Source organism: Micromonospora sp. LA-10, from assembly GCF_051853095.1.
GTDB lineage: Bacteria > Actinomycetota > Actinomycetes > Mycobacteriales > Micromonosporaceae > Micromonospora > Micromonospora echinospora_A.
The window spans coordinates 1,711,169-1,727,436 of record NZ_CP195710.1 but is presented as its reverse complement, the minus strand read 5'-3'; the positions used below and the strand labels follow the sequence as shown (position 1 = coordinate 1,727,436).

Genomic DNA, 16,268 nt, shown 5'->3' with positions numbered 1-16,268 from the left:
ACTTCCATCAATAGATTCGCCATATGAAAAACAACTCTCGGCTGCCGGTGCCCTGCCCGGCGGCCTTTATGCACGTCCCGGGCGGTGATCACGCTGCTCAGGCGGGTCGGTGACCCGGCCTGCTGGGTTTCCTGTGTAATAGCTGAGTGTGGCAGCATGGTAACCGGATGTGTCAGTCTCGGGCTCACGCTGAGCCTGGGGGGATAGATGACGGAGACTCGCGCCTGTTACCGAGTCGACCTGTTGGGTCCGCTGCACGTGCGGCGGAAAGGGCATCCATTGGAGCCCGGCCCCGCCAAACAGCGGGCGATCCTCTCCCTGCTGGCGCTACGCCTCGGCGACAGCGTCCCGGTGAGCGAGGTGGAGGAGGCGGTCTGGGGCGGCGTGGTCCCGCCGAGCGCCCGGTCGCTCGTGCACACGTACGTGGCCCGGCTGCGCCAGGTCCTCGAACCGGAGCATCCACCACGGCGCCGGGTACGGGTCATCGCCTCGACCGTCTCCGGGTACTCGCTGCGCGCCGAGACCGTCGAGACGGACGTCGCCCGGTTCCGGCGGTACGCCGCCGAGGCCGAGAAGCGGATCGGTGAGGGCTGCCGGGAGGAGGCGTTCCACCTGCTCGGGAAGGCGCTGGACCTGTGGCGCAGCCCGACCCTCGGTGAGCTGCGCTCGCTGCTGCACGACAACATCGAGGTGGAGGCCCTCGGCGCGGCCTGGGTGGCGACCTCGCACAGCTACGTCGGTCTGGGGCTGCGGCTGGGACGGGCCGCGGCGGTGCTCGACACCGCCACCCGGCTGGCCCGGCTGGAACCCCTGCACGAGGCGATCCAGGCCGACTACCTGGCAGTGCTGGGCAGCAGCGGGCAGCGGACCGTGGCCCTGCACCGGTACGCCGACATCACCGAGCGGCTCCGGACCGAACTGGGCGTCGACCCGGGGGAGGAGCTGCGGGCGGTGCACCGGGCGCTGGTGCGTCCGGCCGGCCGCCCACCGGTGCCCCGGCCGGCGCCGGCGGTTCCGGCCGCGCGGCGCAGGCCGGGCTGCGGACCGATCTCCGGGCCGCTGCACTGGCGGGCCGGCGACATCGCCGAGCTGGCGGCCCTGCTGGCGAAGGACCGCGCGGTGACTGTCACCGGCGCGCCCGGCTGCGGCAAGTCGGCGGTGACCCTGCGCGCCGCCCACCAGGCCGCCCGCGTCTTCACCGGCGGGGTCCTGACTGTGGACACGCTCGACCTCAGTGACCGGCGGCAGTTGGAGCGCCGGCTGGCCCGGATGCTCGGCGGCAACGGCGCCGAGGATCCGGTCGAACTGCTGCGCGACCAGCCGACGCTCGTGGTGCTGGACAACGCCGAGCACCTGGTCGACGCGTGCGCGGTGGTCGCCGACCGGTTGTTGCTGGCGTGCCCGGACGTGGTGGTGCTGACCGGCTCGCGCCAGCCGCTCGGGCTGCCGTACGAGCGGGTCCAGCGCCTGCATCCGCTCCCGGTGCCGCAGCCGGGCGGCTGGCCGTCGGTCCTGTCCAATCCGGCTGTCGCCCTCCTCGCGGAACGGGCGGCCCAGGCCCGCCCCGGGTTCCGCCTCGACCGGCGGGACGCGGAGATCGCGGTGGAGATCTGCCGCCGGCTCGACGGCCTGCCGCTCGCCCTGGAGATGGCGGCGGCGTGCCTGTCCACCGACAGTCTGGACGGGGTGCTGCGCAAGCTGGAGGGACCGCTGGACGGACTGCGCCCGCCGGCCGCCGGACCGGAGTCGCGCCACACGTCGCTGCGGGCGATGCTCGACCGCAGCGTCCAGCGCCTCGACGTCGTCGAACGTTGTCTCTTTCAGCGCGTCGCGCTGCTGCCCGGCGTGTTCGACCTGGCGGCCGCCCAGCGGTTCTGGCGGCCCCATCCGTCCGGCCCCACCGACGTGCGGGTGGTGCTCGCCGCCCTGGTGGACAAGTCCCTGGTGATGCCGGTCGGGACGACCGGCGGGCGGTATCGGATGCTCGGCCTGCTGCGCCGGTTGGCGCTGGAGACGGGCACCCCGGAGACGGTGACGAGTCCCGCCGCCGACCTGCCCCTGTCGCTGTCCCGGCCGTTGCTGCCGGCCGGTGTGGCGGCCGTGCCGGACTGACCCGCGACCGCCACGACGGCCCGCTCCCCGCCGGGGGAGCGGGCCGTCGTGTTCCGGGGGTCGTGACACCTGACGATGCCTCAGGCATTGACAGCACGCTTTAAAAACACATAGCTTGAGGTTCGGCGGGACCGGTCAGGTCCGGTCCACCAGCGGCCCTCAGACCGCCGCTGACCCCTGCCGACAGACATTGGAGGTGTCTGGCTTGAGCACCAGAGAGACCTACGAGTCCCTGAACCTCGAACCCAAGCCGATCCGCCCGCACATCCTCGCCGCGGCAACCGTGGTCTTCGGCGAGGACTACTACTCGGGCCGCCGCGAGACGATCAACCTGTCCGGCTTCGTGCAGCTCAACAAGTGGCCCATGCCGGGCTTCGAGCACAAGGTCGACGAGAACGGCTACGCGCAGTTCGCCACCGAGCTGATCAGCGCGCCCGAGGTGGGCATCAAGGGGTTCAGCTACGAGTTGGACGACCGCATCCAGGTGCTGTCCAACCCGTTCCTGCCCAACAGCGGGCACGTGCGGCAGATCGTGCCGGGCAAGAACTTCCCGGCCGAGTTCTACATCCGCCGCTTCGGCATCCTGGAGTCGAGCACGCTGCGGCTCGCCCACCGCAACGTCATCGACATCTACGGCGTGGTCGACAGCGTCCCGCCGTTCAAGAAGCCGCTGACCGGCCCCTACCTGGGCAAGCCGCGCGGTGACGGTCCCTTCGACGTGATGGCCGCGCCGAACGTCGTCAAGGGCACCACGCTGCCGGAGGCGTGGTACCCGGCCAACGACGAGAACCAGCCGGTCGGCATCACGCCGAACCTGTTCTTCGCGCCCAGCGCCGGCCCGTGCATGTCCATGCTGGTGGACCCGTCCATGATCATGCAGACCTCGCTGGAGGGGCAGATCGAGGTCGAGGTCAACGGCAAGACGGTGCGGATCGACCTGGCCGGGGACTACCGCAAGGCGGCCGGCGCCGAGGTGCTGCTCTTCGGCCCGGACAAGCACGACGAGGGTCCGGGCGTGCTCGCCCAGCTGGCCCGCGTCGCGGTCGTCGGGCACAGCCCGGAGCTGGGTGGCCGGGTCATGCTGCGGGCGAGCTGGCCGCGGGTCTCCGGCGGCACGCTGGGCGAGGGCAACGAGGACAGCCTCAGCCGGCTCAAGTTCCCCGGCGACCTGCACATCGACGCCGAGTTCGAGCTGGTCACGCCGCACGAGACGCTCTACGCCGCCAACTCCGTGCACGTCAACGGCAAGATGCGCGGCATGGAGGCCACGGGCACCGAGCTCAAGCTGGACGGCTCGGACACCGCACTGGTCACCGTGGACGAGCAGCCGAAGGCCCGCCTCACCGGCGTCAACCTGGTGATGCGGGACGCGCTGGTCGGCGAGCACGCCGCGGTGAACGCCTGACCGACGGGTCCGCTTGACGGGCCTGCCGGCCAGAGGTTCTACTAGTAAAACCAATAGCAACGTACCGTCACGATGTCCCTCCCGGCTGCTACGGCGGTCGGGAGGGACGCGCGCTCAGGGGGTACCGCGTGGACCAGCGGCTGCTGCTCATGCACCAGATGATGCTCGGCGACGCGCCCCGGCTGCGGGCGTACGACCGGGCGCTGGAGGAGGCCGTCACACCCGGCGACGTGGTGGTGGACGTGGGCGCGGGGCTGCTCGCGCTCTCCCTGCTGGCGCTGCGGCACGGCGCCGAGCACGTGTACGCGATCGAGGCCGACCCGGCCACCGCCGCGGCGGCGGCTCGCATCATCGAGGCCAACGACCTCAAGGGACGGCTCACCCTGGTCACGGGTGACGCCCGCACGGTGCGGCTGCCCCGCAAGGCGGACGTGCTGGTCTCCGAGATGATGGGCAACCTCGGCCCGGAGGAGGAGATGGCCGAGGTGCTGCACGTGATCGCCCGCCGCCACCTGCGCCCCGGTGGCCGGGTGGTGCCCCGGCGGCTGCGGACCTGGCTGGCCGCTGCCGAGTTCGCCGACGAGGGCTGGGGGCTGTGGGGCGCCGACTTCTTCGGCTACCGGCTCGACCCGGTGCAGGAGCTGGTGGCCCCGGCGGCCCAGCTGCACTTCTTCCAGCGTCCGCCGAGGCTGCTGACCGAGCCCACAGTGGTGCTCGACCAGGCGCTCGACGGCCGGTCACCGTCCCGGCAGACGCTGCGGCAGCGGCTGCCGGTCACCACGCCGGGACGGCTGCACGCCGTGCTCGGCTTCTTCACCGCCGACTTCACCGACGACGTCACGCTGTCGAACTTTCCGTCGTACCCCGGTTGCAACTGGGCGGTCTGGGTGTGGCCGCTGCGGCACACCGACGTGGCCGAGGGTGACGAGCTGTCCGTCGCCCTGCGCCGCCCGGCCCGGCGCGACGTCCGCGCCGTGACCGACTGGCGCCTGGAGTGCGGCCTGTCCCGGCAGAGGAGGTCCTGATGCCCTTCGCGGTGGGTACCGTCCGCGACATTCCCGTCCGTGGCGCTCTCAAGCTCTGCGGCCTGACCTGGGCCGCGGAGTGCCTCTGGTTCTCCGAGGCGGTCTCCAGCCAGATCGCCTCGCTGGACCCGATCAGCGGCAAGGTGGTCCGCCGGCTCGACTGCCCCGGCGTCCGCACCGACCTGACCACGATCGGCGGGCGGCTGCTGCAGGTGGCCGGCGACGACCGCGTGCTGCGGCTGGTCGAACCCGAGGACGGTGAGCTGCTCGGCGAGTTCGGCAACCCGCGCCCCGGCAACGTGCTGTGCGGGCTGGAGGCCACCCGGCACGGGCTCTGGCTCGGCTACGAGGACCTGCGCCAGGTCGACCTGCGCGACCCGGACGGCTTCGGGCTGATCGACACGTTCCCGGTCCGGCACCCGATCGCCGGCGTGACCGTCTCCGACAGCTACCTCGTCTACTCCGACCACGACGCGGCCACCATCAACCTGTACGACGTGGCGGCCCGCCGGGAGGTGGCCTCCTACTCGGTCGCGGGCAACCCGACCGGCATCACCTGGGACGGCCGCCGCATCTGGTACTGCGACTTCACCACCCTGCAACTCCGGGCGATCGAGGTGCCGGGCATCACGAAGGGTTGACGTCCATGGTGACCACGCGCGCTCTGCTGGCCCGCTCCACCCGGATCGGCGCGGTCGGCGCCGTCCACCTGCTGCCGGCGCTGCCGTCGGCCCTGGTCAGGGCGGCCCGAGGTGACCGGGCGGCGGCCCGTCGGCTGCTGTACCGCCGCGTCACCACGCTGCTGATGCGGCTCGGCCCCACCTTCGTCAAGGCCGGGCAGGTGCTCGGCACCCGGCGTGACGTGCTGCCGGCGGCGCTCTGCGACGAGCTGTCGGTGCTCCAGGACCGGGTCGACCCGATGACCCCCGCGCAGACCAGCCGGGCGCTCGCCGAGGCGTACGGCAGCGAGACGCCCGCGGAGTTCGCGGAGATCGACCCGACGCCGGTGGCCAGCGGCAGCGTGGCCTGCGTCTACCGCGGCCGGATGCCCGACGGCGCCGAGGTGGCGCTCAAGCTGCGCCGTCCCGGCATCGAGTCGACGATGGCTCTCGACCTCGCGCTGATGCGGCGCGGCGCCCGGGTGATGGCGCGGCTGCCGATGCTGCGCGGCGTGCCGGTGCGGGAGGTGGTGGAGAACATGTGCGGCGCGGTGTTCGGCCAGCTCGACTTCGCCCGGGAGGCGGAGAACCTGCGCCGGCTCAAGGAGAACCTCGCCGTGGTGCCCCGGGTCCGGGTGCCCGCGGTACGCGACGACGCCTGCCGGCCGCGCTGCCTGGTCATGGAGTTCATGCCCGACCTCGACGTGGACGTGGCGCGGTCGATGTCGGCGGCCGTGCGCAAGCGGTTCGCCGCCTCCGCGATGACGGCGATCTACCACATGCTCTTCGTGGACGGATTCGTCCACTGCGACATGCACCCGGGCAACCTCTACTTCACCCGGGGCGCCCAGGTGGTGGTGCTCGACGCCGGGTTCAGCGTGCAGCTCACCGAGGAGCTGCGCCGGCTCTTCGCCGAGTTCTTCATGAACATGTCGATCGGGCGCGGCCGGTACTGCGCCGAGATCGTGGTGCGCAGCGGCACCGGCCTGCGGCCGGACGCCGACGTGGAGACGTTCCTGGTGAAGATGGCCGACCTGGTGGAGCGCAGCCACGGGCTGCCGGCCCGCGAGTTCAGCCTGATCGCGTTCGCCGCGGAGATGTTCGACCTGCAACGCCGCTACGGCGTGCACGCCGCGCCGGAACTCATCTTCCCGCTGCTCTCGCTGCTGGTGATCGAGGGGACGGTACGCGAGCTCGACCCCGACCTCGACTTCCAGGAGCTGGCCAAGCCGGTGCTGATGCGCGGGCTCTTCGGCCGCCGGGCCGCCGCCTGAGCACCGTCCGAACGGTCGGCCGGGCCTGGCCGGTCGCTTCGACCGGGCGGCCCCACCTGCGCAAACAGCCGACTAAAATATACGATAGCGCAATGGCACAGACTGGCCTCGCCGGCAAGCGCTCCTACCACCAGTACTGCGGGCTCGCGTCCGCGCTCGACGTGCTGGGTGAACGCTGGACGCTGCTGATCATCCGTGAGCTGCTGATGGGCCCCCGGCGCTACAGCGAGCTGCTCGCGGACCTGCCCGGCATCGGCACGAACCTGCTCGCCGACCGGCTCAAGTTCCTGGTCGACTCGGGCGTGCTGCGGCAGGTCGACGTGCACGGCACCGGCGGCCGGCTCTCCTACGAGCTGACCCCGACCGGGCAGGCGCTGCGGCCGATGGTGCTCGGGCTCGCGCACTGGGGCCTGGAGTTCGTCGGTGACCTGAGCGCCGAGGACACGGTCCGCCCGCACTGGGGTTTCCTCGCCGTGGAGGCGATGTTCCAGTGGGACAAGATCTCCCCGATCGACGAGAGCTACCAGTTCCAGGTCGACGACGAGGTCTTCCGCATCGACGTGGCCGGCGGGGTGCCGCGCGTGGCGAAGGGGCCGGCGGACGACCCGGCGATGGTGGCGACCACCGACGCGGCCACGTTCGTCCGCATCGGCGCCGGTCGGGTCACGCCGCTGATGGCGATGGTCGGCGGGCAGCTCAAGCTGGAGGGCGACATCGACGCCGTGCTGCGCTGCTGCGAGCTGCTCGGCCTGGACGCCGGCGCTGCGCCCGCCACTCAGGCGGCCTCCGGTCACTGACCCGCGCCAGGGGGTGACGGGACCGGATCACTATATTATTCTGAACTAGCCTCGGCGTTCGTCGGGGCCCGTCGTCGTCCGGCACGCCGCGCCCGTGTGGCACCTCCCGAGCACTGTGGTCCCACGGGGACGACCGGTCCGCCCTTTCGTCGCCCGAGCGCCTGACGGCGTCCGTGCGCGTCGGGGGCGACCCCGCGCGGCGCGTGCGCCGGCACCGACGACCGGCCGTCAAGCGACAGGAGCCGGCATGACGGACACGGTGCGACACGATCCGGAGGCGCTGCCCAGGGCGGTACGGGACGACTTCCCCCTGCTGCTGCGCCGGGCCGGCGACCTCGTCGCCTACCTGGACAACGCCGCCACCACGCAGAAGCCCCGCGTCGTGCTGGACGCGATGACCGACTACTACACCGGGGCGAACAGCAACGTCGGGCGCGGCTATCACCGGCTCGGCCTGGAGTCCACCGAGCGCTACGAGCAGGCCCGCGAGAGCGTCGCGCGGGCGATCGGCGCGGCGCAGGCGGAGGAGGTGCTCTTCACCGCCGGCACCACCGCCGCCGTCAACCTCGTCGCGGACACCGCCGGGCGGCGGGTGGCCGGGCCGGGCCGGCGGGTCGTGGTGACCGGCATGGAGCACAACAGCAACCTGCTGCCCTGGCGCCGGCTCTGCGACAGTACGGGCGCCACGTTGACAGTGGTCCCCGCCGGACCCGACGGGCGGGTCGACGCCGACCGGTTCGCCGCCGCGCTCGGCCCGGACACCGCGCTGGTGGCGGTCAGCCACGTCTCGAACGTGCTCGGCACCGTCAACCCGGTACGGGAGATGACCGCCGCCGCCCGCCGGGCCGGCGCGCTCGTGCTGGTCGACGGCGCCCAGGCGGTACCGCACCGCCCGGTCGACGTGCGCGACCTCGACGCCGACTTCTACTGCTTCTCCGGGCACAAGGCGTACGGCCCGATGGGCGTCGGCGTGCTGCACGGCCGCCGGGAACAACTCGCCGGGCTGCCGCCGTACCAGGTGGGCGGCGGCACCGTGAAGGGCGTCGCGGCCGACCAGCCGGTCCGCTACCTGGACGGTCCGGCCCGGTGGGAGGCCGGCACCCCGCACGTGGCCGGCGCCGTCGGGCTGGCCGCCGCCCTGGACTACCTGCGCGACCTGGGCTGGGACGCGATCCGCCGGCACGACCGGGCGCTGGTCCGGCACGCCGTGGACGTGCTCACCGCCGTCGACCGGGTGCGGATCGTCGGCGACCCGGCCGCCGACCCGAGCGGGATCGTCTCGTTCGTGGTCGAGGGCATCCACCCGTACGACGTCGGGGCGCACCTGGACCGGCACGGCGTGGCGGTGCGCTGCGGCGTGCACTGCGCCAGCACCTTCCTCGACGAGCTGGGGCTGCTCGGCACGGTCCGGCTCTCCTTCGGCGTCTACAACACCACCACCGAGATCGACCTAGTCGGCGAGCTGCTCGCCGGCGTACGACCGGGGCCCTGGACCACCGACCACCCCGACGTCCGGTTCCTCTGAGCAGCGCCCGGAAGGGAGCGTCATGAGGTTCGACACCCGGCTGGTGCACGTCGGCCAGCAACCCGTGCCCGGCACCGGCGACGTGGTGCCGCCGATCCACCTCAGCACCACCTACGACCGCACCGCCCAGGACCCGCCGCGCTACTTCTACGCCCGGGGTGAGCAGCCCAACCGGGAGGCGCTGGAGGAATGTCTCGCGGCGTTGGAGGACGCCCGGCACGCGACCGTCTACACCAGCGGGCAGGCGGCCGCGACCACGGCGCTGTCGGTGGTGCCGCCGGGCCGGCTGGTGCTCGCCTCCGACGACGTGTACGGCGGCACCCACCAGCTGCTCGCCGCCGCCGCGCAACGCGGCGTCACGGTCCGGCAGGTGGATTTCGCCGACCCGGCCGAGCGGGACCGCGCGCTGTCCGAATGCGGTCCGGAGCTGGCCGTGGTGTGGCTGGAGACGCCCACCAACCCGCTGCTCAAGGTCGCCGACATCGCCGCGGTGTCCGACCTCGCGCACCGGCACGGCGCCCTGGTCGTGGTGGACAACACGCTCGCCGGGCCGGTGCTGCAACGACCGCTCGCGCACGGCGCGGACGTCACGCTCTACAGCACCACCAAGTCCGTCGCCGGTCATCTCGACGTGCTCGGCGGCGCGCTCGTCTACCAGGACGAGGAGCTGCACCGGCGGTTCCTGGCGTACCGCACGGTGGCCGGCAACGCCCCCGGCGGCTTCGACTGCTACCTCACCCACCGGGGCCTGAAGACGCTGTCGCTGCGCACCGCCCGGCAGGTGGAGAACACCCGCGCGGTGGTGTCGGCGCTGCTGGCCGAGCCGAGCGTGGCCCGGGTCAGCTATCCGGGGCTGCCCACGCATCCGCAGCACGCGGTGGCGGCCCGGCAGATGACCGCGCCCGGCGCGCTCGCCGCCTTCGAGTACCGCGGCGACCCGGCCAAGCTGCTCGACCGGGTACGCCTGTTCACCGCCGCGGTCAGCCTCGGCGGCGTCCGTTCCCTGATCGAGTGCCCGGCGCTGATGACCCACCGCCCGGTGCCGCCCGAGGTACGCCGGCGTCTCGGGCTGACCGACCGGCTGATCCGGATCTCACCCGGCATCGAGGACCCGGCCGACCTGGTCGAGGACCTGGTCACCGCGCTGCGCGACGGCGCCTGACCCGCTGACCGGCAATACCGCCCCGCGAAGGAGGAGACATGTCCGCATTCACGACCGGCGGCGCCCCGGTGGTGCTCGACGGAGGACTCGCCACCGAGTTGCAGCGCGCCGGGCTGCCCTACCAGGCCCCGTGGTGGGGCACCGCGGCGCTGCTGGCGGACAGCCGGCGGCGCGTGCTGCGCGACGTCCACGAGCGGTTCCTGACCGCCGGGGCGCAGGTGCTCACCGCGAACACGCTGCGCTGCAACCTGCGGGCGCTGCGCCGCGCCGGGCTGGAGGACGCCGGCCTCGGCTGGATGGTGCACGCGGCCGTCGGCGTCGCGCTCGCCGCCCGCAACGCGGCCGGCGCGCCCGGCACCCGGATCGCCGCCTCGATGGCCCCGGTGGAGGACTGCTACCGGCCGGACCTGGTGCCGGCCGACGACGAGCTGCGCGAGGAGCACCGCTGGCTGGCGGTGGAGCTGGTCCGGGCCGGGGTGGAGCTGGTGCTGGTGGAGACCATGAACACCGCGCGCGAGGCGCGCATCGCGGTGGAGCAGGTACGCGAGGTGGGCGCCCGGGCCTGGGCCGGCTTCGTCTGTGACGAGCGGGGCCGGCTGCTGTCCGGCGACTCCCTGGTGGACGCCGCCCGCGCGGTACGCGCCGCCGGGGCCGAGGTGGTGCTGGTCAACTGCACCGGGCCGGAGGCGACCGAGCGGTGCCTGCGGGCGCTGCGCGACGCCGACGACGGCCCGATCGGCGCGTACCCGAACCTGGAGGACCGCCGCGACGGCGCGCCCGGGCCGCGACCGCTGCTCGACCCGGCGGAGTTCGGCGACCTGGTCGCCCGCTGGGCGGTGGAGTACCGGCTCGCCGTGGCCGGCGGGTGCTGCGGCGCGTCGCCGGAGCACATCGCCGCGCTGGCGGCCCGGCGCAACGCCCCGGTGGCGGCCGTCGACTGACGTCGCCCGCAGGTCCGCCGGCCCGGCGCGGGCCGGGTCAGCCAACGAAGGGAGAACGAGACGGTGAGCGGCTCGACGATCGCACCACCGGTCGAGGTGGTGCGCAGCCTGCCCGGCCCGGCCGGTTACATGTGCGGCCTGACCTGGGACGGCACCTGGCTCTGGCACTCCGATCAGGACGCCGCGCGGATCTTCGCGATCGACCCGGCGGACGGCGCGGTGCGTCGGTCCTTCGCGTACCCGGACGTGCGGGCCGACCTGGGGTACGCCGACGGAAAGCTGTGCCAGATCGGCGGCCGGCCGAAGCGGATCCTGCTGATCGACCCGGCCACCGGCCAGACCGTCGGCTCGAAGCCGGTGCGGCCCTCCAACGGCCGGGTCACCGGCATGGAGACCGGGCCGGAGGGGGTGTGGCTCTGCCTGCGCGCGCCCGCGGTGATCCAGCTGCGGGACTTCGAGACCATGACGGTGCAGCGGGAACACCCGGTCGTGGGGTCGCCCTCGGGCCTCACGTACGCCGAGGGGCATGTGCTCTACGCCGAGTTCGAGGACGGCCTGCTGCACGCGGTGGACGCGGAGTCGGGCCGGCTGGTCGCCACGGTGCGGCTGCCGGGGCATCCGACCGGGCTGGCCTGGGACGGCGAGCTGGTCTGGTACTGCGACTTCGCCGACCGGCGGTTCAAGGCGGTCCGGCTGCCGGACGTGCTCGGCGGCTGACCGGCCGGGTGGGGGCGGTCCCGGCCGCCCCCACCCGCACCGGCGTCAGGGCACCCGGTCGCGCGCGTCGAACTGGTCCTGCCGGCGGTCGCGGTCGCCGCGGGCGTTCGCCGATGGCGGCCGGCAGTGGCCGGCGCAGCCGCAGGAGCAGCCGGATGCGGTGGCCCGGTCGGTCCGCTGTGGCGCTTCGGTGTCCGGCCAGCCGCCGGTGTGGCACGCGTTCATCGCTTCTCCCTGCTCTGCGGTGGTGATGCGCCGGAGAGCCCGGCGCGGTCGGACGGGGCGGGCAGCGGGACCGCTATTTACTTGAGAATCATATGGTAAATTCGCTGGCGGGTGCCAGCTCCTGACAGGAGGGACGCCATGCGCGTCAGCGTGACCGACGACCCCGCGACCACGACGGCCTCCCGTACCGGCGGGCCGACCGCACCGGCCGACCCGCTGCGCACCGCCTCCTTCGCGGAGCTGCGGTCGCTGTTCGCGGTGGAGCCCGACGCGGTCCACCTCAACACCGGCACCATCGGCGTGATGCCGTACGAGGTGCTGGACGTCAACGACCGGGTGACCCGGGAGTGGAACGGCGGGCTGCGCAACGTCTACCCGCCCGGCATGTACCCCGAGCACCGCGCCGCCATCGGCCGGGCGTTCGGCGTCGACCAGGACGAGATGGTGATCTGCCACAACGCCACCGAGGGGGTGGCCCGGGTCATCAACGGGCTCGACCTGCACGAGGGCGACGAGGTCATCACCACCAGCCACGAGTGCTACTCGGTGCTGTCCAACTTCAACCTGCTGCGCAACCGGCACCGCATCACGCTCACCGTGCTGACCCCGCCGGTCGGGCCGGACGTCACCGCCGAGGAGATTGTCGACATGTTCGCCCGGGCGATCACGCCCCGGACGAAGGTGCTGGCGTTCGCCGCGGTCACGCTGTTCACCGGCACCCGGATGCCGGTGCGCCAGCTCTGCGACCTGGCCCAGCGGCACGGCCTGACCACAGTGGTCGACGGCGCGCTGCTGCCCGGCCTGTTCGACACCGACCTGCGCGCGCTCGGACCCGACTTCGTCACCTGCTCCGGCTCCAAGTTCCAGTGCGGACCGCTCGGCACCGGGCTGCTGTACGTCCGCAACAAGGTCCACCCCGAGCACAACCCGCTGCCGCTGCCGACGTTCTGGCCGGTCATCTCCACCTGGTATCCGATGATGGGCGCCCCGCCGCCGCGTACCACCACCCGGGTGGAGAGCTACAACATGGGCGACTACCTGCAGAGCGCCGGCAGCGCCAGCATCGCCCGGGGCGCCGCGCTGGCGAAGGCGTGCGAGCTGTGGGACCGGATCGGCCGGGACCGCATCGAGCGGCACGCGGTGGCGCTCGGCGAGCACACCCGCGCCCGGATCGTCGAGCGGTTCGGCGTCGAGTCCCTGTACTCCCCGCTCACCGACGACCGGCTCACCGCGCCGCTGGTCGCGTTCAACCCGTTCCCCGACCGGGCCGACGGCTGGAACATCACCAAGTTCGCCCGCCTCGTCGACGAGCTGGAGAGCCGGCACCGGATCTGGACCCGGTGGACCGAGTTCGACGTGGCCGGCTCACCGCACCAGCACTACGCCGCCCGGATCTGCACCCACCTCTACAACACGACCGAGGAGGTCGACCTCGCCGTCGACGCCATCGCCGACCTCGTACGGGAGCTGTCATGACCGTCGCGCCGTACCGGCCGGACACCGCCGTCCCGCGCCGCCGCGGCGGCGTGCTGCGGGTGGTCGCGCCCACCGGCGCCGCCCCGCTGGACCCCAGCTGCGCCCCGGCGTCGGCGGCCCCGTTCGTCCGGCTGCACACCCGGCAGCTCGTCACCTGGCAGACCGCCCGGGACGTCCGCGACTGGCAGGCCGTCACGCCGGTGCCCGACCTCGCCCTGGAGGTCCCCTCCACCTGGAACGCGGGGCTCGGCGCCAGCCACCGCAGCTACGTGTTCCACATGCGCCCCGGCGTCCGCTGGGACACCCCCGACCGGCGCCCGGTCACCGCGCACGACGTGGTCCGCGGCTTCAAGCGGATGTGCAACCCGGTCCGGCCCTCGCCGTCGCTGGCGTACTTCGCCGGCACCGTGCGCGGCCTCGCCGGGTTCGCCGCCGCGTGGGCGGCGGAGGCCACCCACCGGGCCGGGGACGCGGCGACGCTGGCCGCGTACCAGAACGCGCACGAGATTCCCGGCGTCTTCGCGCTCGACGACGAGACGCTCGTCATCGAGCTGGCCCGGCCGGCGCTGGACTTCGTGCAGATGCTCGCGCTGCCCGGGGCCTCGGCGGTGCCCGTCGAGCACGACGCGTTCGTACCCGGCAGCCCCGAGGCCGCCGCCCACCTGCGCGCCAACGGGCCGTACCGGGTGCGGCGGCACCGGCCCGGCGAATGGGTCGAGCTGGTCCGCAACCCGGCCTGGGAGCCGGCCGCCGACCCGTACCGGCGGGCCGAGGCCGACCGGGTGGAGCTGCGCCTGAGCGACGGCGCCGGCCGCGCCGACGCCGGCCCGGACGACGCGCCGGCCGAGGTGGCGCTCGCGCCCGCCGTCGGCGGGCCGCCGGCCGCCGAGCCGGTCGACGGCGACGGCGCGCTCGGCTGGGCGCTCGACCCGTACCTCGTGCTCAACCTGCGCGACCCGGTCTGGGCCGACCTCCGGGTACGGCAGGCCGCGGCGCTCGCCGTGGACAAGGCGGCGGTGGCCGAGCTGTACCGGCGGCACCGTCCCGGCGTGCCCGTGCGGGTGGCGGGCACGCTGATCCCGCCGGGCAACGCCGGGCACGACACGGCCGATCCGCACTCCACCGGTGATCCGGCGCGGGCCCGTGACCTGCTCGCCGCGGCGGGCCACGCCGACGGCGCGCCGCTGGTCCTGATCCACCCGCACTCCGGCCTCGGGCCCGAGGTGGCGCACGCCTGCGCGACCGACCTCACCCGGGCGGGCCTGCCGACCCGGGCGGTCGGGCTCGCCGACGCCGCGTACGCCGAGGCGCTGCGCGCGCCCGCCACCGCCGGCGGCTGGCAGCTCGCCGTGGCGGCGCGCGTGCCCGACTGGCTGGAACACAACGGGCGGGTCTTCGCGCAGGCGATGCTCCAGGCGAACCCGGTGCCCGGCGGCGCCAACCACGGCGGCTACGCCGCACCCGAGGTGGACACGCTGATCGAGCGGGCGCTCGACGCGGCCGAGCCGTGGCGGGCCGACGCCGCCTGGCGGGCCGCCGCGCAACGCGCGGTCGCCGACGTGGCGGTGGTGCCGATCCTGCACCGGGCGCCGGTGGCGACGCCGAGGCAACCGGACCGGGTCGACGGGCTGGCGCCGCTGCCCCCGCAGGGGTACGCGGTGGACCTGACCGCCGCCCGCCCGGAGGTGACCGGGTGAACCCCCTGGTACGCGACTACCTGCTGCTCGGCCTGCGCCTGGGCCGGCTGGTGGACGGGCTCGTCGACTGCTACTACGGTGACCCGGCGCTGCGCGACCAGGTCGCCGCCGAACCGCCGGCCGACCCCCGGGAGCTGTCCCGCCAGGCCGGCCGGACGCTCGCCGCCGTTGCCGACAGTGACCTGGAACCGGCCCGCCGCCGGCACCTCACCGCCCAGCTCGCCGCGCTGCGCGCGGTCGCCGACCGGGTCGCCGGCACGCCGATGTCCTTCCGGGACGAGGTGCGCGCCTACTTCGACGTCGAGGTGGCCCGCACCGCGCCGGAGCGGTACGCGGCGGTGCACGACGAGATCGACGCGCTGCTGCCCGGGCCGGGAGCGCTGGTGGACCGGGTGGAGGAGTTCTACCGGCGCAACACCGTCCCCCCGGAGCGGCTGCACCGCTGCGTGCAGGCGGTCTCCGACGCGCTGCGCGAGCGGACCCGGGACCGGTTCGGCCTGCCCGCGACCGAACGCGTCGAGTACACGGTGGTCCGGGACGCGCCGTGGAACGCGTACAACCGCTACCTGGGCGGCTTCCGCTCGGCGGTGGCGCTGAACGCCGCAAGCGGCCGGTCGGTGGCCGCGCTGCCCATCATCGTGGCGCACGAGTCATACCCCGGCCACCACACCGAGCACTGCCTGAAGGAAGCCGGCCTGGTCCGCGACGGCGGCCAGGACGAGCACACCATCACCCTGGTCCACACACCCCGGTGCCTGGTCACCGAGGGCCTGGCCGAGGCGGCGGTGGACGCGGTGCTCGGCCCCGGCTGGGGGGAGTGGACCGCGCGCATCCTCGCCGGGGAGGGCGTCCACGTCGAGGGCGAGCGGGTGGAACGGATGCGCGGCCTGGTCGTCCGCCTCCTGCCGGCCCGGGTGGACGCCGCCCTGCTCCTGCACGACGAGGGCGGCGACCGGGCGCAGGCGCTGGCGTACCTGCGGCGGTGGATGCTGCTGCCGCCCGAGCGCGCCGAGCAGATGGTCACGTTCCTCGCCGACCCGCTGTGGCGCGCGTACTCGGTCACCTACTCCGAGGGAGGCCGGCTGGTCGACTCCTGGCTGGCCGCCCGCGAGCCCGGCACCAGCCTCGCCGACCGCTTCACCACGCTGCTGCGGGAGCCGCTGCTGCCGTCGCAGCTGCGGGCCGACGTGGCACGGACCGCGCTCGCGCCCACCTGACCAGCACCCGGCACCGGCAGCAGCTACCCCGAGACG

The 16,268-nt window shown here is 73.9% G+C and carries 14 protein-coding genes; 13 read left to right on the top strand and 1 reads right to left on the bottom strand.

The window, feature by feature from the left end; genetic code table 11:
* Positions 1-279: 279 nt before the first annotated feature.
* The 10 genes from ACSDG8_RS08000 to ACSDG8_RS07955 all read left to right on the top strand — a co-directional run bounded on the left by ACSDG8_RS08000 (position 280) and on the right by ACSDG8_RS07955 (position 11,617).
* A complete protein-coding gene (locus ACSDG8_RS08000) occupies positions 280-2,112 on the top strand; it encodes a BTAD domain-containing putative transcriptional regulator (protein WP_247678928.1) in 1,833 nt (610 codons plus the stop codon).
* 205 nt (positions 2,113-2,317) lie between these two features.
* On the top strand, positions 2,318-3,517 hold the full coding sequence (locus ACSDG8_RS07995) for a DUF6004 family protein (protein ID WP_210895979.1): 1,200 nt from the start codon (positions 2,318-2,320) through the stop codon (positions 3,515-3,517).
* A gap of 128 nt (positions 3,518-3,645) precedes the next feature.
* Positions 3,646-4,542 carry a 50S ribosomal protein L11 methyltransferase gene (locus tag ACSDG8_RS07990; RefSeq protein ID WP_210895977.1) on the top strand — a complete coding sequence of 299 codons (897 nt, stop codon included), beginning with the start codon at positions 3,646-3,648 and terminating at the stop codon, positions 4,540-4,542.
* Positions 4,542-5,183, top strand: a complete 642-nt coding sequence (locus tag ACSDG8_RS07985) for a hypothetical protein (protein WP_210895976.1) — start codon at positions 4,542-4,544, stop codon at positions 5,181-5,183. Before ACSDG8_RS07990 ends, ACSDG8_RS07985 begins: the two co-directional genes overlap by 1 nt.
* A 5-nt stretch (positions 5,184-5,188) precedes the next feature.
* Positions 5,189-6,475, top strand: coding sequence for an ABC1 kinase family protein (locus tag ACSDG8_RS07980; RefSeq protein WP_210895974.1), 1,287 nt, complete (start codon positions 5,189-5,191; stop codon positions 6,473-6,475).
* A 92-nt stretch (positions 6,476-6,567) separates the two neighbouring features.
* Positions 6,568-7,272, top strand: a complete 705-nt coding sequence (locus tag ACSDG8_RS07975; RefSeq protein WP_210895972.1) for a winged helix-turn-helix transcriptional regulator — start codon at positions 6,568-6,570, stop codon at positions 7,270-7,272.
* Positions 7,273-7,519: 247 nt separating this feature from the next.
* Positions 7,520-8,797, top strand: a complete 1,278-nt coding sequence (locus ACSDG8_RS07970) for an aminotransferase class V-fold PLP-dependent enzyme (protein ID WP_210895970.1) — start codon at positions 7,520-7,522, stop codon at positions 8,795-8,797.
* Positions 8,798-8,819: 22 nt separating this feature from the next.
* The gene (locus tag ACSDG8_RS07965; protein ID WP_210895968.1) at positions 8,820-9,959 is read left to right on the top strand and encodes a trans-sulfuration enzyme family protein; all 1,140 of its coding nucleotides are present in this window, start codon (positions 8,820-8,822) and stop codon (positions 9,957-9,959) included.
* A gap of 38 nt (positions 9,960-9,997) precedes the next feature.
* Entirely contained in the window at positions 9,998-10,900 is a 903-nt protein-coding gene (locus ACSDG8_RS07960; RefSeq protein WP_210895966.1) for a homocysteine S-methyltransferase family protein, read from the top strand.
* A gap of 63 nt (positions 10,901-10,963) precedes the next feature.
* The gene (locus ACSDG8_RS07955) at positions 10,964-11,617 is read left to right on the top strand and encodes a hypothetical protein (RefSeq protein WP_030499579.1); all 654 of its coding nucleotides are present in this window, start codon (positions 10,964-10,966) and stop codon (positions 11,615-11,617) included.
* A 45-nt stretch (positions 11,618-11,662) separates the two neighbouring features.
* Here ACSDG8_RS07955 and ACSDG8_RS07950 read toward each other — a convergent pair whose 3' ends face one another.
* On the bottom strand, positions 11,663-11,842 hold the full coding sequence (locus ACSDG8_RS07950) for a hypothetical protein (protein ID WP_210895964.1): 180 nt from the start codon (positions 11,840-11,842) through the stop codon (positions 11,663-11,665).
* Between the two features lie 138 nt (positions 11,843-11,980).
* Between ACSDG8_RS07950 and ACSDG8_RS07945 the strand changes: the two genes are divergently transcribed.
* From ACSDG8_RS07945 to ACSDG8_RS07935, 3 genes are read left to right on the top strand one after another with little or no spacing between them, the layout of a single operon-like run.
* Entirely contained in the window at positions 11,981-13,318 is a 1,338-nt protein-coding gene (locus ACSDG8_RS07945; RefSeq protein WP_439427752.1) for an aminotransferase class V-fold PLP-dependent enzyme, read from the top strand.
* Positions 13,315-15,015, top strand: coding sequence for an ABC transporter substrate-binding protein (locus ACSDG8_RS07940; protein ID WP_210895960.1), 1,701 nt, complete (start codon positions 13,315-13,317; stop codon positions 15,013-15,015). Before ACSDG8_RS07945 ends, ACSDG8_RS07940 begins: the two co-directional genes overlap by 4 nt.
* Positions 15,012-16,232 carry a DUF885 family protein gene (locus ACSDG8_RS07935; RefSeq protein ID WP_210895958.1) on the top strand — a complete coding sequence of 407 codons (1,221 nt, stop codon included), beginning with the start codon at positions 15,012-15,014 and terminating at the stop codon, positions 16,230-16,232. Before ACSDG8_RS07940 ends, ACSDG8_RS07935 begins: the two co-directional genes overlap by 4 nt.
* The last annotated feature ends 36 nt before the right edge of the window (positions 16,233-16,268 follow it).